This window comes from Flintibacter porci (assembly GCF_041925195.1).
Classification (GTDB): Bacteria; Bacillota; Clostridia; order Oscillospirales; family Oscillospiraceae; genus Lawsonibacter; species Lawsonibacter porci.
Window position 1 is genome coordinate 65110 of sequence record NZ_JBHEVB010000008.1, and the last position, 22519, is coordinate 87628.

13 protein-coding genes are annotated in these 22519 nt (G+C 61.2%); 7 read left to right on the forward strand and 6 right to left on the reverse strand.

Features of this window, described 5'->3' with window-relative positions:
- Nucleotides 1-7: 7 nt before the first annotated feature.
- The 5 genes from miaA to miaB form a co-directional block, all read right to left on the reverse strand.
- Nucleotides 8-952 (reverse strand): tRNA (adenosine(37)-N6)-dimethylallyltransferase MiaA, encoded by a 945-nt coding sequence (gene miaA / locus ACEVJL_RS10290; RefSeq protein ID WP_374737791.1) that lies wholly within the window; start codon nucleotides 950-952, stop codon nucleotides 8-10.
- Nucleotides 953-1128: 176 nt separating this feature from the next.
- Nucleotides 1129-1809 carry a hypothetical protein gene (locus tag ACEVJL_RS10295; RefSeq protein WP_235396498.1) on the reverse strand — a complete coding sequence of 227 codons (681 nt, stop codon included), beginning with the start codon at nucleotides 1807-1809 and terminating at the stop codon, nucleotides 1129-1131.
- Nucleotides 1810-2481: 672 nt separating this feature from the next.
- Nucleotides 2482-4506, reverse strand: a complete 2025-nt coding sequence (mutL, locus tag ACEVJL_RS10300) for a DNA mismatch repair endonuclease MutL (protein WP_374737792.1) — start codon at nucleotides 4504-4506, stop codon at nucleotides 2482-2484.
- A 687-nt stretch (nucleotides 4507-5193) separates the two neighbouring features.
- Nucleotides 5194-7794: a DNA mismatch repair protein MutS gene (gene mutS / locus ACEVJL_RS10305; protein ID WP_374737793.1), complete on the reverse strand. Its 2601-nt coding sequence runs from the start codon at nucleotides 7792-7794 to the stop codon at nucleotides 5194-5196.
- A gap of 700 nt (nucleotides 7795-8494) precedes the next feature.
- On the reverse strand, nucleotides 8495-9916 hold the full coding sequence (gene miaB / locus ACEVJL_RS10310; protein ID WP_374737794.1) for a tRNA (N6-isopentenyl adenosine(37)-C2)-methylthiotransferase MiaB: 1422 nt from the start codon (nucleotides 9914-9916) through the stop codon (nucleotides 8495-8497).
- A 246-nt stretch (nucleotides 9917-10162) separates the two neighbouring features.
- Here miaB and ACEVJL_RS10315 point away from each other — a divergent pair, with 246 nt between their 5' ends.
- The 4 genes from ACEVJL_RS10315 (at nucleotide 10163) to ACEVJL_RS10330 (ending at nucleotide 15891) form a co-directional block, all read left to right on the forward strand.
- Nucleotides 10163-11230: an alanine racemase gene (locus tag ACEVJL_RS10315; protein WP_374737795.1), complete on the forward strand. Its 1068-nt coding sequence runs from the start codon at nucleotides 10163-10165 to the stop codon at nucleotides 11228-11230.
- A gap of 52 nt (nucleotides 11231-11282) precedes the next feature.
- A complete protein-coding gene (locus ACEVJL_RS10320; RefSeq protein ID WP_151074992.1) occupies nucleotides 11283-12497 on the forward strand; it encodes a carboxylate--amine ligase in 1215 nt (404 codons plus the stop codon).
- A 657-nt stretch (nucleotides 12498-13154) separates the two neighbouring features.
- On the forward strand, nucleotides 13155-13874 hold the full coding sequence (cuyB, locus tag ACEVJL_RS10325) for a cysteate racemase (RefSeq protein ID WP_110441625.1): 720 nt from the start codon (nucleotides 13155-13157) through the stop codon (nucleotides 13872-13874).
- Between the two features lie 19 nt (nucleotides 13875-13893).
- Nucleotides 13894-15891 (forward strand): UDP-N-acetylmuramyl-tripeptide synthetase, encoded by a 1998-nt coding sequence (locus ACEVJL_RS10330; RefSeq protein ID WP_325207384.1) that lies wholly within the window; start codon nucleotides 13894-13896, stop codon nucleotides 15889-15891.
- A 736-nt stretch (nucleotides 15892-16627) separates the two neighbouring features.
- Here ACEVJL_RS10330 and ACEVJL_RS10335 read toward each other — a convergent pair.
- Nucleotides 16628-16885: a hypothetical protein gene (locus ACEVJL_RS10335; protein ID WP_235398516.1), complete on the reverse strand. Its 258-nt coding sequence runs from the start codon at nucleotides 16883-16885 to the stop codon at nucleotides 16628-16630.
- Between the two features lie 327 nt (nucleotides 16886-17212).
- On the opposite strand from ACEVJL_RS10335, the gene typA reads away from it, so the two are divergent.
- From typA to ACEVJL_RS10350, 3 genes are all read left to right on the forward strand, one after another.
- Complete coding sequence (gene typA / locus ACEVJL_RS10340; protein WP_374737796.1) at nucleotides 17213-19042, forward strand: translational GTPase TypA; 1830 nt, start codon at nucleotides 17213-17215, stop codon at nucleotides 19040-19042.
- 243 nt (nucleotides 19043-19285) lie between these two features.
- Complete coding sequence (locus tag ACEVJL_RS10345; RefSeq protein ID WP_374737797.1) at nucleotides 19286-20740, forward strand: hypothetical protein; 1455 nt, start codon at nucleotides 19286-19288, stop codon at nucleotides 20738-20740.
- A gap of 184 nt (nucleotides 20741-20924) precedes the next feature.
- A complete protein-coding gene (locus ACEVJL_RS10350) occupies nucleotides 20925-22439 on the forward strand; it encodes a peptidoglycan DD-metalloendopeptidase family protein (protein ID WP_374737798.1) in 1515 nt (504 codons plus the stop codon).
- The last annotated feature ends 80 nt before the right edge of the window (nucleotides 22440-22519 follow it).

The following is a 22519-nucleotide window of genomic DNA, read 5'->3' on the forward strand; positions in this document are numbered from 1 at the left end:
AGTGCCCCTATGATATACCAAATTCTTCCATATATTCTGTCGAAGCCCGCCGCCCCTGCTCAAATTCCGGGGGATCGTCCCACCGCACCCAGCGGGTGTTGGGGTTGCGGCCAAACCAGGTGAGCTGCCGCTTGGCATACTGGCGGGAGCGCAGCTTTACCACGTCGGCGGCCTCCTGCCAGGTCATCTCCCCGGACAGCGCCTGGGTAAACTCCTTGTAGCCGATGGCCTGCATAGCAGTGCATTTGGGGGAGATGCCGCTGGTGAGCAGCCGGCGCACCTCGTCCTCCAGACCCGCCGCTACCATCTCGTCTACACGCTGGTCGATGCGCCGCCACATGGCCTGCCGGTCCTGGAAGGCCAGACCGATGGTCAGGGCGTCATACCGGGGCGGGATAGCTTGGGTCTCCCGGTTGTGCTGGGTGATGGTCTTGCCGGTGGAGCGGTAGACCTCCAGGGCGCGGATAATGCGCTTGTGGTCGTTGGGGTGGAGCCGCTGTGCCGCCTCCGGGTCCACCTGGGCCAGGGCTTCCAGCATGGCCTGCCCGCCCTTTTCCGCCAGCTCCTGCTCCAGCTCGCCCCGCAGGGCGCTGTCGGGGGAGAAGGAGGCAAAGGTGCGTCCGGACAGCAGGGAGTCAATGTACAGCCCTGTTCCACCGGCCACAATGGGCAGCTTGCCCCGGGCCAGCACATCGTCCACACACCGGGCGGCCATCTCCACGTACCGGGCCACAGAGAAGTCCTCTTCCGGGTCGGCCACGTCGATCATGTGGTGGGGGACGCCCCCCATCTCCTCTTTGGTGGGCTTGGCGGTGCCGATGTCCATGGTGCGGTAGATCTGCATGGAGTCGGCGGAGATCACCTCGCCGTTGTGGCGCTGGGCCAGCTCCACCGCCATGCGGGTCTTGCCCGAGGCTGTGGGGCCGACGATCACTAAGATTTTAGGGGGCATGGGGGTTCACCTCTTTCCCGCTTTCTTGAAAGAAAGCTTGGCCCTACTTTTTTCGAGAAAAAAGTAGCAAAAAAGCTTTCTGCGAAACTGCGTTTCGCCTCTGGGATTCCGCCCTGCGGGGCGGTGTCCTCTCTTGCTGGGGAGTTTACCTCTATTATACTCCCCCGGTCAATGGTCTATTTTTGCCCCTCATAGGTCTGGGGCATGGGCCAGGCGGTCACTGCGTTCCGGGCGGTCTCCAGCAGCTCCACTAGGGCATCCAGCCGCTCAAACACGCCGGTCTCCTCATAAGCGCTCTTCCGCTTCCAGTCTTCCAGCATGACATCGTCCACATCAAAGCTGTCCATATCCGTCAGGACACAGACCATATGCTGGGTACTATCAGGAAGCAGGGGCTCCACCCGCACCGAAGCCTTCTCCAACTTTTTCAAGCCCTGCCGCAGCTCATTGCTCTGGAGCACCCACCGGGTAAACTGGGCGTTATCCGATTTCAGGCCACGCTGAGCCGCCAGCTCCGGAGCTCCGAAATCCGGGGTGAGCTCTCCCTTGCCGCCCAGCATCTTATAGCCCTGCTCCAGCCCATCCAGCACGGTATTGAGCCCCCGGCGCACCGCGCCGCCGCCGGTGATTTTCAAGGTATAGGGGGCTTGGAGCTCCACCTGGCAGGTAACTGCCACTTTCCAGCTTACCCCGTAGCGGCCATAGTTGTCCAGCCAGGGTGAAATGTGGATTGGACCCTTGTCCCGGGGAAGCACCAGGGCGGCGTGGGCCGAGCTCTCCCACCCCTCTTTGGGCAGGCCGAAGTAGTCCCCACCCCGGGAGAGGTGGTAATAGTATAGTGCGGCATTCCAGCTCATAACAGGGCTCCTTTCTTATGTTGTCAGGGGAGGAGGGTTCCGCCCTGCGGGGCGGGTTTCTTTTTGTTTGCCCAAAAAGAAACCAAAAATGCCCTGGGGGTATGTCTCCGGTGAACGCCTCGCGGAGCGCGGGCGTTCACAGTCGCCCCACCCCCAGACCCCCATTACGGGGGACGCCCTCCTGAGGATTTGGCATTTGCGTCCGGCGGCTCCGAACACAAGATCTTGCATCCTTCTTGCCTCGGCCCACTGGGGCCTACATATTTGAAATTTAAAAAAGCACCGTTGAAATGGTACCGCCTGGTGCAGGAAAGCTGTGGCAGTTGGTCCGTATTCGGGCACGCGCCGTTCTTCGCCCAACCACCGCCGCACCAAACAGGTAGGTGGGCACCAGGCGGTGTGCGTTAAAAGGCAAAAGCCCTCAAATTTTAATGGCAAAAGGGCCTAAGGCCCGGGAGTAGGACGGAAACAGAACTTGATTTTGCCCGCCGGTGATTATCAAAAGGCCGAAGTGACCCGCCCCCGTAACCGGGGGTCCGGGGGACGACGCCTATGAACACTGGCGAAAGCCAAGTGTTCATCGAAGGAGACCCCCGGCGATTCTTTGGTGACTTTCTGATCGCTCAGAAAGTCACATCCCATATCTTCCGGCGGGCCAATGCCGCCCCTGTATTAAGCTCTCTTAAACTGCTTCTCCAATTCCTTCCGTGTCAGCTCAATGGCCACCGGCCGCCCGTGGGGGCAATACTTGACGCTTCCATCCATCACTGCCTGAGCCACCCGCTCCAGTTCCTGAGGGCTGGTCTTCCAGCCCCCCTTGATGGCCGCCTTACAGGCCACGGTGTGCAGCAGCTCGTCCCGGGCCGCGGCGGGATCGGCGTGTCCGGTGGTAAGCAGCTTCTGGGCCAGCTGGGAGAGGGTATCGGGGATGTCCTCCACATCCAGATAGTCCGGAGCCTCCCGCACCGCCAGGGCTCCGCCGCCGAAGTCATCCACCTGAAAGCCAAACTCCTCCAACAGGGGCAAATTGCTCAGCAGCACCGCCTGCTCCTCCGGGGCCAGACGGCAAATTACCGGGCTGAGCAGGGTCTGGGCCATGGCCTGGTACCCCTGGGCCTTCATGCGGTCAAAATTCATCCGCTCATGGGCGGCGTGCTTGTCGATGAGCAGGATCTTGTCTCCCTGCTCCACAATAATATAGGTATTCAGCACCTCTCCGGCCAAGCGCCAGGGCTCCACCTCAGGAACAGGCTCGGCCTCTCTCTCTACCTCCGGCATCTGCACAGATTTTTCCACCGGCTCGTCCTTCGGTTCCGGCGCGGCCACTGGCTCCGGGATGGGCTGGGGCTGAGGTTTGGAAGGGATAACTTGTGCGTGTTTCTCCAGCTTTTTGGAGTTTAATAAGGTTTCCTGCGGAATCTTATCCACTTTGTCCACTAAGTTTTCCACAGGGTGTACGAAGTTGTCCACTTTCTCCACCAAGTTTTCCACACCGCTTTCCACATAGGGGGCCTTTTTCGGGACAGAAGGCCGGGGCGCGGCGGCGGGAGGCGGCGTCCAGGTGGGACGGGGCTTGGGGGTAAAGCGGGGTGCGGCCACGTCAGCCACGGTGAGCTGACGGTAGGTCTGGGCGGACAGTCCGGGCATGGTGGTCTGGCCGGGCGTCTGCTTAGGCCGAGCAGGGGAGAAGGTGGCCTGGGGATGGCTGCGGTCCCCCTCCAGGACGGAGAGGACGGCGTGGTACACGGCATTGAATACCTCCCGCTCGCTGCCGAATTTCACCTCGGTCTTGGCGGGGTGGACGTTTACGTCCACCTGGCTCAGCTTGACCTCCACGTGGAGGACGCAGGCGGGGAATTTTCCTACCATCTTCTGGTTCTGATAGGCCTGCTCCAGAGCGGCCATGAGCAGGCGGGACTTCACCTGCCGCCCGTTGACAAAGAAGAACTGCCAGTTCCGGCTGGCCCGGCAGCAGGCGGGCTGGGAGACAAAACCGGTCACTTTGATCCCGTCGCCGCCGCTCTTCACCTCCCGGAAGCCCAGGGCCAGTTCCCGGCCCAGTACGGCGTACACCGCGCTTTGGAGCGCGCCGTCTCCGGGGGTGAGCAGCTCCTGCTTGCCGTCCCGGATGAACTTGACGCTCACTTCCGGGTGGGACAGGGCCACCCGCTGGACCACTGCAAAGACGGCGGCCCCCTCGGCAGAGTCCTTTTTCATAAATTTCAGCCGGGCGGGGGTGTTGTAAAACAGGTCCCGGACCACCATGGTGGTGCCCAGGGGACAGCCCGCCTCCTCGATTTCGCCGGGCACGCCCCCCTCCAGGGAGAGGGAAGCCCCCAGGGGGGCATCTGCGGTGCGGGTCATCACCTCCACCCGGGACACCGCCGAGATGGCCGCCAGAGCCTCGCCCCGGAAACCCAGAGTTCCGATGGCCTCCAGGTCGTAGGCGGTGCGCAGCTTGCTGGTGGCGTGGCGGAGAAAGGCGGTTTTCAGCTCCCCGGCGGGGATGCCCTTGCCGTCGTCGGTCACCCGCAGAAAGGTGAGTCCGCCGTGGGAAATTTCCACCGTCACCTTGGAGGCCCGGGCGTCAATGGCGTTTTCCATCAGCTCCTTGGCCACGCTGGCGGGCCGCTCCACCACCTCGCCGGCGGCAATCAGGTCGGCCACGTGGGAGTCTAATACTTGAATGGTTGGCATAGGTACCTCCAAAATGCTTGAGGTCAAATTTTTATGGGTTGCTTGTAAAGTTTTTGCCTTTACATTATCTTTTAGGGGGAATGGGTCGATTTTGGGGGAGGGAAACGGATGTTACTTTCTGCTCGCACAGAAAGTAACCAAAGATGCGCTGGGGGTTGATTCCGGTGAGCGCCTTCGCGCAGCGGGCGCTCACAGTCATCTGCCCCCCAGGCCCCCATTCACGGGAGCGGGTCACTTTGGCTGGTCCGTAAGTTCCGGCGGTCCTAGGCGTTGACCGTGCATCCCTCTTCTCTCAGGCCTTAGGCCCTTTTGCCATCAAAATTTGAGGGCATTGCTGCTCTATCGCACACCGCCTGGTGAATCCCTACCTGTTTGGTGCGGCGGCGGTCGGATGGACCAGCTGCCACAGTTTTTCTGCACCAGGCAGTGTTATTTCAACTGCACATCTTTCAAATTTTTAATTTGTAGGCCCTAATGGGCCGAGGCAAGAAAAATCACAGATCTTGTCTTCGGCCGCCGGGAGGATTTTACTATCTGACAGGAGGGCGTCCCCCGTAATATGGGGGTCTGGGGGCAAGCCGCCTATGAGTGCCCGCTGCGCGTAGGCGCTCATCGAAGGCGGCCCCCAGGGCCTTTTTGGTTCCTTTTTGGGCAAGCAAAAAGGAACAAGCGTCTTTTTAAAGTTCCTTAGTTTAAATCCTGCTTCAATTCATTGAGCAGATTCAGTGCTTCAATGGGGGAGAGGATATTTACATCGGTCATCCGCAGTTTTTTCAGCACCGTCTCGCCTCCCAGATCTCCCAGAGAAACCTGCCCGCTGTCCTCTTGGACGGAAACCACCGGACGCTCCACGCCTCCGGCCTCCAGGTCCTTCAAAATCTCCCGGGCACGCTTGATGACCCGGTCGGGCACGCCGGCCAGCTGGGCGACCTCGATGCCGTAGCTCTGGTCGGCCCCGCCCCGGACGATTTTTCGGAGGAAAATCACCTGGTCTTTCCGCTTTTTGGCGGCGATGTTGTAATTTTTCACCCCGGGGATCTCGCCCTCCAGGACGGTAAGCTCATGGTAGTGGGTGGCAAAAAGGGTCTTGCACCCCAGCCGCCGCTTGTCGGCGCAATATTCCAGAACCGAGCGGGCAATGGCCATGCCGTCGTAGGTGGAGGTGCCCCGGCCGATCTCGTCCAGGATGAGCAGGGAGCGGCGGGTGGCGTTTTTCAGCAGCTGGGCCACCTCGGTCATCTCCACCATGAAAGTGGACTGGCCGGCACTCAGGTCGTCGCTGGCTCCGATGCGGGTGAACACCCGGTCCACCACCCCGATGTGGGCGGACTTGGCGGGGACAAAGGAGCCCATCTGGGCCATGAGGGTAATGAGGGCCACCTGGCGCATGTAGGTGGATTTACCCGCCATGTTGGGGCCGGTGATGATGGCGCACAGGTCGTCCCCGTCGTCCATGTGGGTGTCGTTGGGGACAAAGAGGGAGTCCTTGAGCATCTTCTCTACCACCGGGTGGCGGCCCTCTACGATGTTCAGCACCGAGGAATTGTCCACCTGAGGCATACAGTAATTGCCCGCAGCGGCCACGGTGGCAAAGGAGTTGAGCACGTCCACCTGGGCCACGGTGGCGGCGCTCTTCTGCACCTGGGTGACGTGGCGGCAGACGGTGTCCTTCAGTTCGCAGAAGAGCTGATACTCCAGGGCCACCACCTTGTCCTGGGCGGAGAGAATGGTGTGCTCCAGGTCTTTCAGCTCCTGGGAGATGTAACGCTCGGAATTGACGGTGGTCTGCTTGCGCACCCAGCCCTCAGGCACCAGGTTGGTCTGGGACTTGGCTACCTCGATGTAGTAGCCAAAGACCTTGTTGTAGCCCACCTTCATGTTCTTGATGCCGGTCTGCTCCTTGGTGCGGGCCTCCAGGTCGGCCAGCATGTCCGCTCCGTGGTCCATCACGTTGCGCAGCCGGTCCACCTCTTCGCTGTACCCCTCCCGGATAAACTTGCCCTCCCGCACGGAGAAGGGAGGCTCGTCCACCAGGGCACGCTGGAGAAGCTCCCGCAAGTCCGGCAGATCATCCAGCTGCTCGGCCAAGGACTGGAGCAGGGCAGAGGAGCAGGGAGAGAGCAGCTCCCGGATGCGTGGCAGTTTACCCAGGCCTGTGGCCAGGGCGGTGAGGTCCCGGCCTCCGGCGGTGCCGTACACTACCCGGCCGATGAGCCGCTCCAGGTCGGTGACCTCCCGCAGGGTGAGGGTCAGCTCCTCCCGGGTGATGATGTCCTCCACCAGATCGCCCACCGCCTGCTGCCGCCGGGCGATCTGCACGGGGGAGAGAAGGGGCCGCTCCATCCAGCCCCGGATGAGGCGATGGCCCATGGGGGTGCGGGTCTTATCCATGACCCACAGGAGGGAGCCCTTCTTTTCCTTGCCCCGCAGGGTTTCGGTAAGTTCCAGGGTCTGCCGGGCGGTGAGGTCCAGCTCCATAAACTGGCCCGTGGTGTAGTAGGAGAAGGCGGCGATGTGGCCCAGATCGGTCTTTTGGGTGTCGTAGAGGTAGCGGAGCAGCCCGCCGGTGGCCTGGACGGCGGCGGTGTCCCCGGCAGGCAGGGTCTCCAGCCCGGCGGTAAACTGCTTGTTCACCATCTCCCGGGCGTTCTCCAGGGCAAAGCCCTCCTCCTCCCAGTGCTGGCACATGCAATCCAAGCGGTCCTTCAAAAAGTCGGTGAGACCCGCCAGCGCCCAGGCACCCTCCGAGAGCACCGCCTCGGTGGGATGGAAGCGGCCCAGCTCGTTTTCCAGGTGGTCCCGGGCCTCCGGTCCGGCAGGGAAGGAGGTGGCAAACACCTCGCCGGTGGAGATATCACACAGGCACAGGCCTACCCCTGACTCGTCAGCATAGACGGCGCTGAGGAAGTTGTTTTTTCCCTCCTCCAGCATGGAGGCAGAAATAACGGTGCCCGGGGAGATGATGCGAATGATATCCCGGTCCACCAGCCCCTTGGCGGTGGCAGGGTCCTCGGTCTGCTCGCAGATGGCCACCTTGTAGCCCTTGGCGATGAGCCGGGCGATGTAGCTCTCACAGGAGTGGTAGGGCACGCCGCACATGGGGGTGCGCTCCTCCGGGGGCTTGTTCCGGTCCCGGGTGGTGAGGGTCAGGTCCAGCTCCTTGGACACCAGCTTGGCGTCGTCGAAGAACATTTCATAAAAATCGCCCAGTCGGAAAAACAAAATGGAGTCGGGATTGCGGTCCTTCATCTCCAGATATTGTTTCATCATGGGGGTCAGTTCTGCCATGGGTTCACCGTCTTTCTGCGTTGTGAGTTTCTTTTTTCTGTATTTAAAGAGTTCCGCCCTGCGGGGCGGGTTCCTTTTTGTTTGCCCAAAAAGGAACCAAAAATGCCCCGGGGGTTGCGTTCCGATGAACACCTCGCCAACGGCGGGTGTTCATAGTCTCTTACCCCCGGACCCCCAGCTACGGGGGACGCCCTATTGATGGTTGGGTGGTAACCATCCGGCGGGCAAAGACAAGATCTGTGATGCTTCTTGCCTCGGGGACACAGGCCCCTGCCGGGTCAGAAATTTAGAAGCATCCGCGCTGTACGGACACCGCCTGCCTGGGCAAAACCGTGGCAGCTGGTCCACCCGACCACCGCCGCACCAAACAGGTAGGGACGCACCAGGCGGTGTGCGTTAGAGCCGCCCTCCTATAAATTTTAGATGGGTAGGCCCCAGTGGGCCGAGAGGAGAAGGGAGCACAGTCAAAGCTTAGGACCGCCGAAAATTACCAACAAACCAAAGTGACCCGCCCCCGTAAACAGGGGGACCGGGGGCCGACTCCCCCTGTCAGGGGGAGATGGCCCAAAGGGCCAGAGGGGGTAGGGACAAGGCGACTATGAGCGCCCGCTCCACGTAGGCGCTCATCGGAGCCGTCCCCCGGCGATTTTTGGTTCTTTCCATCGCTGGAAAGAACAACTCCGGTCTCTACAAAAAATAGTTATTTCTCTGCCACTTCTCCGTAAAGCGACCACTTATTGGCCCCAATAATGTTGATCTCCCGGAACTGCCCCACATCATCGGCAGTACCGCCCTTCACTCTGACCAGCCGATTGCCGGGCGTCCGGGCAGTAAAGGGATACTCAGCATCATCCCCCTGGCCGTCGATGAGGCAGCGCACCGTCTTGCCGATGTAGGCGGCGTGCTTCTCCTCGGAGATTTTGTCCTGGAGGGCCACCAGGCGGTTGAAATTAGCAAGCTTCTCCTCCCGGGGCATGGGGTCGTCCATCTTGGCGGCGGGGGTGCCTACCCGGGGGGAGTAGATGAAGGTGAACAGGGCGTCGTAGCGCACCTCTTCCAGCACCTTCAGGGTGTCCTCAAACTCCTCGGTGGTCTCCCCGGGGAAGCCTACAATCACGTCGGAGGTGAGCACAATATCCGGGATGAGGGCCTTCAGGGCCCGGATCTTTTCCAGATACTGCTCCCGGGTGTGGCGGCGGTTCATCACCTTCAGGATGCGGTCGTTGCCCGCCTGGAAGGGCAGGTGGAGCACCGGAGCCACCTTCTCGCACCGGGCCATGGTCTCAAAGAGCTTCTGGGTGGCGTCCTTGGGGTGGGAGGTCATAAAGCGGATGAGGAAGTCCCCGGGGATCTCGTTGACCTTGGAGAGGAGGTCGGCAAAGTCCATGGGATTCTCCAGGTCTTTGCCGTAAGAGTTTACGTTCTGGCCCAGCAGGGTAATATCCTTATACCCCTCCTCCACCAGCTGGCGGACCTCCGCGAGGATATCCTCCGGCTCTCGGGAGCGCTCCCGGCCCCGGACATAGGGCACGATGCAGTAGGAGCAGAAGTTGTTGCATCCATACATGATGGACACCCAGGCCTTCACCTTGTCCTGGCGCACCACGGGGATGCCCTCGGCGATGGAGCCGGGCAGGTCGGGGGTCTGGAACACCCGGCCCCGGGCGGTGAGCAGGCTGTGGATGAACTCGGGGAAGCGCCACAGCACCTGGGGACCAAAGACCAGGTCCACATGGCGGTAGGACTCTTTCACCTTCTGGGCCACATGGGCCTCCTGAGCCATGCAGCCGCACAGGCAGATGAGCTGGCCGGGGTGGCGGCGCTTCACGTGCACCAGAGCGCCCAGGTTGCCCAGCACCCGCTGCTCGGCGTGCTCCCGGATGGCGCAGGTGTTGATGACGATGACGTCGGCCTGCTCCTCGTCCTGGGTAAAGCCGTAGCCCATCTCCTGCAAATAGCCGCGGATGCGCTCGGAGTCGGCCTCATTCTGCTGACAGCCGTAGGTGTCCACAAAGGCCAGCGGGGGCTGGGGACGCTGGGCATTGATCTGGGCGACGGCGTGACAATGATCCATCTGCCGGGCGATGTCCTCCCGGGAAATGGTGGTTGTATTACGTTCCATGGAGTCCTCCATACTAATTTATTGGTTTAATCATAGTATTGTATCATTTTTTGGCCCCTGAAACAAGGCCGGAGGGGGGTGGGAAGATTTATAAACTTTTTGTAAACCTTGGGAAAACTACCCCTGGTTTCTCTCCACGGCCCCTTGCGTTCCGTTGCCTTTTCCCCGATATGGTGATAAAATAAAACATTCCAGGAGATCCCACGGCCAAGCTTGCCGGCAGACAGAGAAGGGAGTCATACCGCGATGCGCAGATTGATCATTGAACGCTCCGCCATCCGAAACAACATGGCAGTGATCAAGGAGCGGGCCCAGGGGGCCGCCCTGTACGGCGTGGTGTCCGGTCAGGGAGGCGGTGTGGGCGCCGTGCGCCTGGCCCGGCTGCTGCGGGACGCCGGTGTGACCCGTTTCGGCGTCAACTCGGTGGAGGAGGCCCAGCTGCTGCGGGAGTCGGGCTTTGAGACCGAGGAGATCCTGATGCTGCGCTCCACCGTGGACCGGGAGGAGCTGGAGCGGCTGGTGGACCTGAGCGTGGTGTGCACCGTCTCGTCCGTGGACACCGGCCTGGCCCTGAACGCCGTGGCGGAGAACCGCTCCACCGTGGCCGAGGCACACATTCAGGTGGACACCGGCCTGGGCTTTGGCGGCTTTTTGATCTCTGAGCCGGAGAAGATCCTGCTGGCCTACCGCTCTTTGCCCAACGTGGCTCTGTCCGGCATCTACACCCAGCTCCACGCCGTCACCGGCAAGAGCCAGGAGGTGGACGGCCAGCTGGGGCAATTCCAGCAAGTGCTGGAGGCCATCCACCAGGCAGGTTTCGAGACCGGCACCGTCCACGCCGCCGGTTCCTTCGCCCTGATGCACTTTGATGACGCCCGCCTGGACGCGGTGCGGGCCGGGTCGGCCATTCTGGGCCGCTGCCGCCGCACGAAAGGGGACGGGCTGACCACCGTGGGCTACGGCGAGGCCTCCATCACCGAGGTGCGCTGGCTGCCCAAGGGGCACACCGTGGGCGCGGACAAGCTCATCGCCATGAAAAAGCCCACCCGGGTGGCTGTCCTGCCGGTGGGTTACCAGAACGGCTTTGGGGTGGAGCGCCCCAGAAGTCAGAGCCTGCTGGAGCTGTGGCGGGCCTGGCGGCGCAGCCGCAACCGTACCGTGCGTCTCAACGGCCAGCGGGTGCGGGTCATCGGTTCCATCGGCGCCTCCGAGACCATCTTGAATGTCACCGATGTGAAGTGCTCCGCGGGAGATGTGGCCGCCTTTGATCTGGATCCCCTCTACGCCCGGGGTATGCCCATTGAATTTCGATAATGCGGGTTTTCCGCAGATATTACCATAAGGAAACAAAAGGAGTCATCCTGCTATGAGTGAGTTATCCTTCCAGCCGCTGCTGTTCGGCGGCGATATCAACGTGTACAGCGTGGCCCGTGCCTTCCATGAGGCCTACGGCGTCAAGAGCATTGCCTATGGCCGCTACCCCTCCTTCCCCTGCCACGGCAGCGCCATCATCGACTACCGGGTGTGCGCCGACAACGAGAGCGCCGACGCCTTCCGCAAGAATGTGGCTCAGGTGTGCAAGGAATTTCCGGACAAGAAGGTCCTGGTCATGGGCTGCGGCGACAGCTATGTCCAGCTGGCCGCCCACTGCAAGGACCAGCTGCCGGAAAACGCCATCGCCCCCTACATTGACGGCGAGCTGCTGGACACCCTCATCAACAAGGAGAAGTTCTACGCCCTGTGTGACCAGCACGGCATCGACCACCCCGCCACCTTCATCTACGACAAATCCATGGGTCACGACTTCACCCTGCCCTGGGGACCGCCCTACATCGCCAAGCCTGCCGACTCTGTGGCCTATTGGGCCTGCGGCGTCCATGAGCTGGCCAAGGTCTACATCTGCCAGAGCTGGGAGGAACTGCTTGCCGCCCTGGACCAGGTGTACGCCGCCGGTTACCCCGACCACATGGTGCTCCAGGAGTTCATCCCCGGAGACGACACCTACATGCGGGTGCTGACCAACTACTCCGACCGCAACGGCAAGGTAAAGCTCATGTGTCTGGGCCATGTGCTGCTGGAGGAGCACTCCCCCCACGGCATCGGCAATCACGCCGTCATCCTTACCGAGCACGACGAGGAGCTGTCCCAGAAGATCAAGGGCCTGCTGGAGGACCTGCACTTTACCGGCTTCTCCAACTTTGACATCAAGTACGACCAGCGGGACGGCAAGTACAAGGCCTTTGAAATCAACTGCCGCCAAGGCCGGAGCAACTACTATGTCACCGGATCGGGGCATAATATTGCCAAGCTGGTGGTGGAGGACCGGGTGGAGGAGAAGGAGCTGCCCTTTGAGATCACCAAGAACCGCTCTCTGTGGCGGATGGTACCCAAAAAGGTGGCCTTTGACTTCACTCCCAAGAAGTACCACCAGGAGATGAAGTCCCTCATCCGCGCCGGAGCCGATCACCACTCTCTGGTGTATGAAGGGGATGGGTCCCTCAAGCGCCGCCTGCGGGTGTGGAAGAATCACCTGGGAAATATGAAGCGGTTTGAGAAGTATAACAAGAAGCCGCAGGATTAAGTTTTTCGCCTTTGGCGAGTTTCTTTCCAGCGATGGAAAGAAACCAAAGATCGCCGGGGGACGGCTCCGATGAGCGCCTTCGCGCAGCGGGCGCTCATAGTCGCCTTTCCCCCGGCCCCCCTGTTTACGGGAGCGGGTCACTTTGGTCCGGCAGTCAGTTCCGGCGGGCAAAATCAAGTTCTGTTCCCATTCTACTCCCGGCCCACTGGGGCCTACTGCCATCCAAATTTGAGGCCATTGGCACGCTAACGCACACCGCCTGGTGCATCCCTTCCTGTTGGGTGCGGCGGTGGTCGAATTGCTGTCGGCAACTGCCCAGCCTCCCTGGTTTTGCCTATGTAGGCGGTGTCATTTCAACGCACTTGTCCACCATATTTTGCACACATAGGGCCTAAGGCCCGGGGCAAGGAGGATGCAAGATCTTGTGTTCGGGCCGCCGGACGCAAATGCCAAATTCTCAGGAGGGCGTCCCCCGTAAAATGGGGGTCCAGGGGGGCGACGCCTATGAACACCGGCGTAAGCCAGGTGTTCGTCGAAGGAGCCCCCTTGGCGCGTCTTTGGTTACTTTCTGCGCGTACAGAAAGTAACATCCGTCTCCTTAGGCGACCGCAGGTCGCCCCTACGATATATTCGCCCCAATTAAATGAGGTATTTTAGATGAGCAACGACCGTCTTGGCGTCATCGGGGGCATGGGTCCCCAGGCCACCAACACCTTTTATCAATATATCATCGACCGCACCGACGCCCGCACCGATCAGGAGCACCTCTCGGTGCTGATTTTTTCCGACTGCGCCATGCCCGACCGCACCGCGGCCATCCTGGGCACCCAGGCACAGAAGGACGAGGTCTACGAGCGCCTGCTGTCCGATGCCCGCATGCTGGAGAGCGCTGGGTGCACCGCTATTGCGGTACCCTGCAACACCTCCCACTACTTCCTGGACCGGGTGCAGGAGCAAATCTCCATCCCCATCGTCCACATGATCCGGGAGACTGCCCGGCTGCTGGTAAGCCAGGGGAAGAAGCGCCCGGGCATCCTGGCTACCGACGGCACCATCCGCACCGGTCTGTACCAGCGGGAGTTTGCCGCCTTCGGCATCTACGCCGCCGCACCCCGGCCTGCCGCCCAAAAGCAGGTCATGTCCCTTATCTACGACGACATCAAAGCGGGCAAAGCGGGAGACCCGGAGAAGTTTGCCGCCTTCACCAAAGACCTGGTGGAGCAGGGCTGCGACTGCGCTGTGCTGGCCTGCACCGAACTGTCCGTCTTTGCCAGTGAGCACCACCTGTCCTCCTTCTACGTGGACGCCATGGAGGTGCTGGCCCAGCGCTCCATCGAGGTGTGCCACAAGCCTCTGCGCACCATTTTCCGAAAATAATCCCCCGGAGGTGTCTGTTATGACCATCCCTGTCCATACTTTGGGAGACTACCTGGACCTGCTCTCGGAGCAGAACCTGCTTGCCGCCCCTATCCCTGACGGCCTGGACCGGAGCCAGCGCGTCACCGGCCTTACCTGCGACTCCCGGCAGGTGGCCCCCGGCACCCTCTTCATCCGCAAGGGCGCCCACTTCCAGCCCAAATTTCTGGAGATGGCCCGGGACCAGGGCGCCATGGCCTGCGTCAGCCAGGAGGAGGACACCGTCCCCGGCCTGCCCCGCATCGCCATTACCGACACCCGAAAGGTGCTGGCCCCTCTGGCCGACCGGTTCTACGACCATCCCTCCGGCAAGCTGAAGGTCATCGGCATCACCGGCACCAAGGGCAAGTCGTCCACCGCCTACTATATGAAATCCATCCTGGACCGCTACCAGGAGAGCCAGGGGAGAGGGGAGACGGGCGTTGTCTCCTCCATCGACACCTACGACGGTGTGGAGCGCTTTGAGTCCCACCTCACCACCCCGGAGCCTCTGGACCTCCAGCGCCATTTCGCCAACGCGGCCCAGACGGGGCTGGAGTATGTGACCATGGAGGTGTCCAGCCAGGCGCTGAAATACCACCGCTCCCTGTGCACCGAGTTTGCCGCCGCCTGCTTCCTCAACATCGGCTACGACCACATTTCCCCCATTGAGCACCCCGATTTTGAGGACTATTTTGCCTCCAAGCTGAAGATCTTTGCCCAGGCCCACATCAGCTGCGTGAACCTGGACTGTGACCACGCCCAGCGGGTGATGGAGGCCGCCCAGGCCGCCGGAGCACCCATTATCACCTTCTCCCAGAAGGACCCCGCCGCCCAGGTGTACGCCAGCGACGTACACAAGGAGGACGGGCAGATCCTCTTCACCCTGCGCACCCCCCGGTACACCCGCCAGATGCGGCTGACCATGCCGGGCCTCTTTAACGTAGAGAACGCCCTGGGAGCCGCCGCCCTGTGTGAGGCTCTGGACATCCCCGAATGGGCGGTGTACGACGGGCTGGTGCGGGCGCGGGTGCCCGGCCGCATGGAGGTGTACGCCAACGCCGACGGGCGGGTGCTGTCCATTGTGGACTACGCCCACAACCGCCTGAGCTTTGAGACCCTCTTTTCCTCCGTCCGGGCGGAATACCCCGAGCGGGAGCTGGCCATCGTGTTTGGCTGTCCGGGCAAAAAGGCCTACGACCGCCGCCACGACCTGGGCGAGGCCGCCGGCGCCTGGTGTGACCGGGTCTACCTCACCGAGGAGGACAGCGGGGAGGAGGACACTCTGGACATCTGCAACGAAATTCGCCCCAACGTGGAAAAGGGCAAGGCCCAGTGCCGCATCATCCCCAACCGGGGCGAGGCCATCCGCCAGGCGGTGCTGGAGAGTGAAAAGCCCACGGTGCTGCTGCTCACCGGCAAAGGCCGGGAGACCCGGCAGAAGCGGGGCACCGAGTATATCGACACCCCCACCGACGTGGAATATGTCCAGGCCTTTTTGCAGGAGTACGACCTGCGCCACCGTCTCACCCCCGCCGCTCCGGCCCAGAAGGCGCTGGAGACTCTGCCCGCTCTGGAGCAGGTGAAGGGAAAGGCCTTTGTCATCTGTCTGCCGGAACAGGGCCAGGACATTGCCGCCGATGCCGCCGCCATCACGGCCGCGGGCGGCACGGCGGTGCTAATGCAGGACCGGGCACAGGCTTTGTCCACCGCGCAGAGCATGCATGTGGATAAACTCGTCTACTTTGTGGACGAGGAGCCCTCCCTGGCTCTGGGAGAGAACCGCCAGGCGGAGCTTCTCCGCATGGACGGCAAAAAGGCCGCCGCCCTTCTGGAAGAGGGTTCGCTGCCCGCCGCTCTGGCCGAGACGCTGAAGCTGGCCCTCCAGGCGGTGGAAGGCGGCGTGGGCCGCTGCGTGATCCTGTCCCGGACCGGCGAGCACGTGCTTCTGCTGGATGCCCTGGGGCAGCGGGTGCTGGGGATTTGTGTTTCTCCCTAATGTTACCTTTTAACGAAACAAGAAGAAAACCGGAACCTTGGCAGCTCTTGGAGCTGCTCAGGTTCCGGTTTTTTGTCCACATACTTTAATAAAAATGTGGATAAGTTTTTGTTTTTATGGGGACGGGTGTTACTTTGCCCGCGGCGGCAAAGTAACCAAAACGCCGCCGGGGGACGGCTCCGATGCGCCCCTTCGCGCAGCGGGCGCTCATAGTCACCTTTCCCCCGGTCCCCCGTTTACGAGGGCGGGCAACTTCGGGCTTTTGGTAAACCCCGGCGGGCAAAATCAAGATCTGTTTCCGTCCTACTCTCAGGCCACAGGGCCTTTCTGCCATTTAAATTTGCAGGAATTTGCACACTAACGTACACCGCCTGGTGCGTCCCTACCTGTTGGGTGCGGACGTGACTGGACCAGCTGCCACAGCTTTGCCAGTGTAGGCGGTGTCCGTACAGCGCAGACACCTCCTAATTTTGAACCAAGCAGGGGCCAGTGCCCCGGGGCAAGGAGGACGCAAGGTCATGTGTTCGGAGCCGCCGGACGCAAGTGCCAAGTTCTCAGGAGGGCGTCTCCCGTAATGGGGGTCCAGGGGGGGTGACGCCTATGAACACCGGCGTAAGCCAGGTGTTCATCGAAGGAGCCCCCTTGGCGATTCTTTGGTTCCTTTCTGATCGCTCAGAAAGGAACATCGCTCCCCTCGCCCCGCAGGGCGGAACCCTCCTATAAAACTACGTAAGAATTACAACAGCAGCTCCACGCAGAAGGTCACCGCCATAGCCACCACACCCAAACTGGCCACCGCATCCCAGTAGAGCCCCCAGCGGTTGCGCCGCTGGCTGGACCGGACCCGAGGCTGCACATCCGCCTCTTCCAGCACTTCCTGCCGCTGCTCTCGCTCCAGCTTCCGGCGGTACTGGGCCAGATCAATGATCTTTTCCTCCGCCCGGGGAGCCTCCCACCGGGGTCGGATGGAGATGGTCTGATATACGGTCTGCATGGCGTTCCCTCCCTGTATCCTCCAGTTCCTGCTCCACGGGAGCTAAGAACAGATGTTCTATTCGTAAGATACAACATATGTTCGAGTTTGTCAAGGGCTGTCGAACATCTTTTCAGTTTTACACACTTTCCACACACTTTTCCACATCTCTTTCCACCGCCCTGCCGTCTTTTTTTCTGGAAGAGAGGGGTGGTTTTGAGTCAAATTTGTGTGAGATTTTTTCACGGACCGTTGCTTTTTCCGCCATCTGGCGGTATAATGTTTCGTCAAAGCGTATTGTGCTGCTTCGCAGGGGAGCGGCTGACGGCATACAGGAGGAATTTGCAGATGAAGAATGAGAAGCTGAGAAATATCGCCATTATTGCTCACGTCGACCACGGCAAGACCACCCTGGTGGACCAGATGCTCAAGCAGTCCGGCGTCTACCGTGAGAATCAGACTGTGGTGGAGCGCGTGATGGACTCCAACGATCTGGAGCGTGAGCGCGGCATCACCATTACCGCCAAGAACACCGCCGTACAGTACGGCGACGTGAAGATCAACATCGTAGACACCCCGGGCCACGCCGACTTCGGCGGCGAGGTGGAGCGTATCCTGAAGATGGTCAACGGCGTTATCCTGCTGGTGGACGCCGCCGAGGGCCCCATGCCTCAGACCCGCTTCGTGCTCTCCAAGGCCCTGGAGCTGGGCCACCGGGTTATCGTGGTGGTCAACAAGATCGACCGCCCCGACCAGCGCGTCTATGAGGTCATCGACGAGGTGCTGGAACTGCTGATGGATCTGGACGCCACCGACGAGCAGCTGGACAGCCCCATGCTCTTCTGCTCCGGCCGTCAGGGCACTGCCTCTGTCCAGCCTGACGAGGCGGGCAGCGACCTCAAGCCTCTCTTCGACACCATTCTGGAGTATATCCCCGCTCCCGACGTGGACGAGGAAGCTCCCTTCCAGATGCTGGTGAGCTCCATCGATTACAGCGAGTTCGTGGGCCGTATCGCCATCGGCCGCATCGAGCGGGGCACCATCAAGCAGAACCAGGAGATCGCCGTGTGCAACTACCACGATCCCGACGCTCCCGCCAAGAAGGCCAAGGCTACCGCTCTGTATCAGTTTGACGGTCTGGCCAAGGTACCCGTCACGGAGGCCACCGCCGGCAACATCATTGCCATGAGCGGCATCGGCGACATCACCATCGGCGACACCATCTGCGCCCCCGACTGCGTGGAGCCCATGGAGTTCGTGAAGATCTCCGCTCCCACCATTGAGATGACCTTCTCCGTCAACGACTCTCCCTTCGCGGGCAAGGAGGGCAAGTTCGTCACCTCCCGTCAGCTCCGGGACCGCCTGTTCCGTGAGACTCTGAAGGACGTGTCCCTGCGGGTCACCGAGATGGAGGACTCCACCGACTCCTTCAACGTGGCCGGCCGCGGCGAGATGTCTCTGTCTATCCTGATGGAGACCATGCGCCGGGAAGGCTATGAGTTCCAGGTTTCTCCCCCCCGTGTGCTCTACCAGGAGATCGACGGCAAGAAGTGCGAGCCCATCGAGCGCCTGGTGGCCGACGTGCCCAACGACTGCGTGGGCGCGGTGATGGAGAAGCTGGGCTCCCGCAAGGGCGAGTTCCAGTCCATGACTCCCGTGGGCAACCGCACCAAGCTGGAGTTCCTGGTTCCTTCCCGCGGCCTGTTCGGCTACCGCAACGAGTTTTTGACCGACACCAAGGGCGAGGGCATCATGGCCTCCGTCTTTGAGAAGTACGCCCCTATGAAGGGTGAGATCCAGCGCCGCAGCACCGGCTCCCTGGTGGCCTTCGAGACCGGCGACGCCGTCACCTACGGTCTGTTCAACGCCCAGGAGCGCGGCACTCTGTTCATCGGCGCGGGCGTGCCCGTTTACGCCGGCATGATCGTGGGCGAGACCCCCAAGGCTGAGGACATCTCCGTCAACGTGTGTAAGAAGAAGCAGCTGACCAACATGCGCGCCTCCGGTTCCGATGACGCCCTGCGCCTGACTCCTCCCAAGCAGATGAGCCTGGAGCAGTGCCTGGAGTTCCTGGCCGACGACGAGCTGCTGGAGTGCACCCCCGAGAACCTGCGTCTGCGTAAGCGCATCCTGGATCACGGCGAGCGCATGAAGCTGGCTTCTAAAAAGAAAGGTTAAGCCGCTTTCTTGAAAGAAAGCCATACTTTTTTCGAGAAAAAAGTATGCAAAAAAGCTTTTTACGAAACTTCGTTTCGCTTCTGCCCCCGTAAGGGGAGAAACATCACTGATTTCCCTGCCCCTCGCCTGGGAGCCTTTTAAAGGCGCACAGCTTTATTTCGCAATCCCCCCGCAAGCAGCCGCTGCTTGCGGGGGCTTCTCTATCACCGCCCGTTTCCCGGGCCAATCACGCTGGAGTCTGACATGAAATCACATTCTTCCGCCCCCCGTTGGGCGATTCCTTTTGTTTTGCTGGCTCTGCTGGTGCTGGGACTGCTGTTTGTCCCCGAGTGTGACGACTGCTACTTTATCTTCTGGAAGTTTGACAGCTGGCAGGACCTGCTCCTCACCCGGCCCAACACCCAGGACGCCCTGGTGGTGGGCGTCCCTCACAACGGCCGCTACCTGGGCAACCTGCTGGGCGTGCTCCAGGCCAAGCTGTATGTCACCCCCCTGGCCTTTCTCCGGGGCGTGCTGCTGGGCGGCGCGCTCATCTCCCTGGTCCTGCTGCTGGCCCGGCGCTTCCGCTCCAGAGCGGTGGACAGGGGAGAGGCCTTCCTGCTCTCCGCCGCCCTGGTAGTCATCTCCTCCCGGGGGCTATGGCAGCAGGTCTACTCCTGGGGTGCAGCGCTGGTCAACTATCTGCTGCCCATGTTGGGGCTGCTGATCCTGCTGGGCTGGATGGAGAAGAATCCCAAACGCCCCACCTCTTTGGCCCGCACCGCTCTGCTGGCCCTGGCCTGCTGCCTTTTTATGGAGACAGTGACCATCTATCTGGCTCTGGCGGCCTTGGCTGTGCTGGTCTGGGCTTGGTTTTTCTGCCGAGACCGGCTTCCGGGAGCCCTTGCTCTGGCTCTGGGCAGCTGGTTGGGGGCAGCCATCATGTTCCTGTCTCCCGGCTACGCCCAGACGGGCAGCGACACCCGCTCGGTGGGACTAGACCTGGCCTGGGACAACCTCCACCGCATTGTCACCGACACCTTTGTGCTCCCTGTTGTGGCCACCGCGCTCATTAGCTTCCTGCTGGTGTGGCTGCTGCGCCGCCAGGACTGTTCCTGGTGGAAGCTGTGGGGCGGCGTGCTGGGGCTGGTTCATCTGGTCTGCCTCTTCTTTGCCGTGGGCGACCTGTTCCGGACGGAGAGTCTTTACAGCGACGGACAGCTGGTCCTGGGCCTTCTGATGGCCGCCGTGTGGCTCATTGCTCTGCTCCAGTGGCGGGGCGGAGCGGCCAAAATCCGAATTCTGCTGCTGGCCCTGTCCCTGTGCGTACTCAACGGGCCGCTGCTCTTTGTCTCCCCGGTGGGACCCCGGAACCTGTTTTGCGGCTATGTGGTCCTCATGCTGGTGGCCGGAGAGCTGTACACCTGCGCCCGTACCCAAGGTCTGAAGAGTATGAACTGGCTGCGCTTCCCGCTGGCCGGGGCGTGCGTGCTGCTGGTGGCCCTCTATGCCTGTAATTTTACCGTCTACCACCAGCGCCTGGAATACGCCTGGGAGCAGGTGGAGGCAGGCGCCCAGTCCGTCACCCTTCCCCTGGTCCCCTTTAACGGGTGGGTTACAAACGAGTTTCCCGGCAAGGGAGATATCTCCTACCTGGTCTACCGCCAGAGTCCCTGGGACGTGTCCTTCACCTTCGTCCCCTGGGAGTTGGATGGGTGAGTGTTTGCAAAAAAAGCACTTTTCCCGGTTTGTTATAAAAAAATTCATCATTTCCCTGGAAAAAAGGTGTTGACGGCATGTGCGTTTGCGTGTATAGTAGCTTTGTAACCAATTTGTAATCATTTCTTTTCCACTCTGTCATTTCTTTTGGCGACAGAGTTGACCGTATGATTTGAGGTAGATTATGCAGGAGATCACCGAATTGAAGACCCCTGCCGCTCAGCCCTCCGAATCTGCCGGAGCAGAGCGGGAGCGGTGGGAAAATTGGAAAAAGAACGCCAAGGCGTGGTGGAAGACTGCCCGGGAGTGGTCCCGCATCCACGGACGGCGGGCGGCTCACCGCCTGCACAACGTGGTGGCGGGCAACCGGGCCACCGGCCCCATCTCCTTTTTGGCTGGCTCCGCCGCTGTGGGCGTGGCCATGACCTTGCTGGCCCTCTACTCTCCCAGCTATGCCGTCACGGTGAACGGGGAGACGGTGGGCGTGGTGGCCGACGCCTCGGTGGTGGATGAGGCCATTGCCAATGTGGAGTCCACCGGTTCCTCCATTCTGGGCTATGACTACCACGTACAGGGCAACCTGGAGTATGAATTCACCATCTCCCTGCGCTCCGACCTGTCCTCGGAGCAGGACATCCAGAACTACTTTTACACCCAGCTGGACGATCTCAGCGGCGAGCTGCGCAAGTACCAGGTGGTGGTAGACGGCAAGGCGGTGGGCGTGGTCAAGGACCAGGACGCCCTGAACGACCTGCTTCAGAGCTTTAAGGACCAGTACACCACGGAGAACACCACTTCGGTGGAGTTCTTGAACACGGTGGAAATCAAGCCCGTGTATGCCGTGGACTCCATCCTGACCATTGATGAGATGGAGCAGGCCCTGCGGGCCAACAGCAACGGCTCCACCACCTACACCGTGGTGGAGGGCGACACCTTCTACGGCATCGCCTACGCCAACGACATGTCCCTGAGCGACCTGATGGCCCTGAACCCCCAGGCCAATCTGGACCGCCTGATGGTAGGCGATGTGCTCAACGTGAAGGAGCTGACTCCTGTGCTGTCCGTGCAGACGGTGGAGGACGTGACCTACACCGAGGCCATTGAATGTCCCGTGGAGACCCGGGAAGACCCCACCATGTACAAGGGCAACAGCAAGATCATCACCCAGGGTGTGGAGGGCGAGTCCCAAGTGAATGCCACCGTCACCTACGTCAACGGTCAAGAGACCAACCGCGTGGTGAATTCCACCACCGTTCTGCGTGAGGCCACCACCACGGTCAAGGCGGTGGGTACCAAGGAGAAGCCCAAGACGGCCTCCACCGGCAGCTTCCAGTGGCCCATCAGCGGCCGCATCACCTCCTACTTCGGCGGGCGGTATATCTTCGGCAGTTACAGCTACCACTCCGGCCTGGACATCTCCACCTCCTACGGTGCTGCCATCCGCGCTGCCGACGGCGGCACGGTCACCTATGCCGGCTACAAGGGCTCCTACGGCAATCTGGTCATTATCACCCACGACAACGGTACCCAGACCTATTACGCTCACAACTCCTCTCTGCTGGTCTCGGTGGGAGACAAGGTGTACAAGGGACAGCAGATCGCCAAGGCGGGCTCCACCGGACGCTCCACTGGCGTGCACTGTCACTTTGAGGTCCGCGTGAACGGAACCGCCGTAAATCCCCTATCTTATCTGCCTTAACTTGTTTTTCTTCTTACCCGGCCGCCAAGCTCTGGCGGCCGGATTTTTTATACGTTTTCCTTTTTTTAGATTCCGAGGAG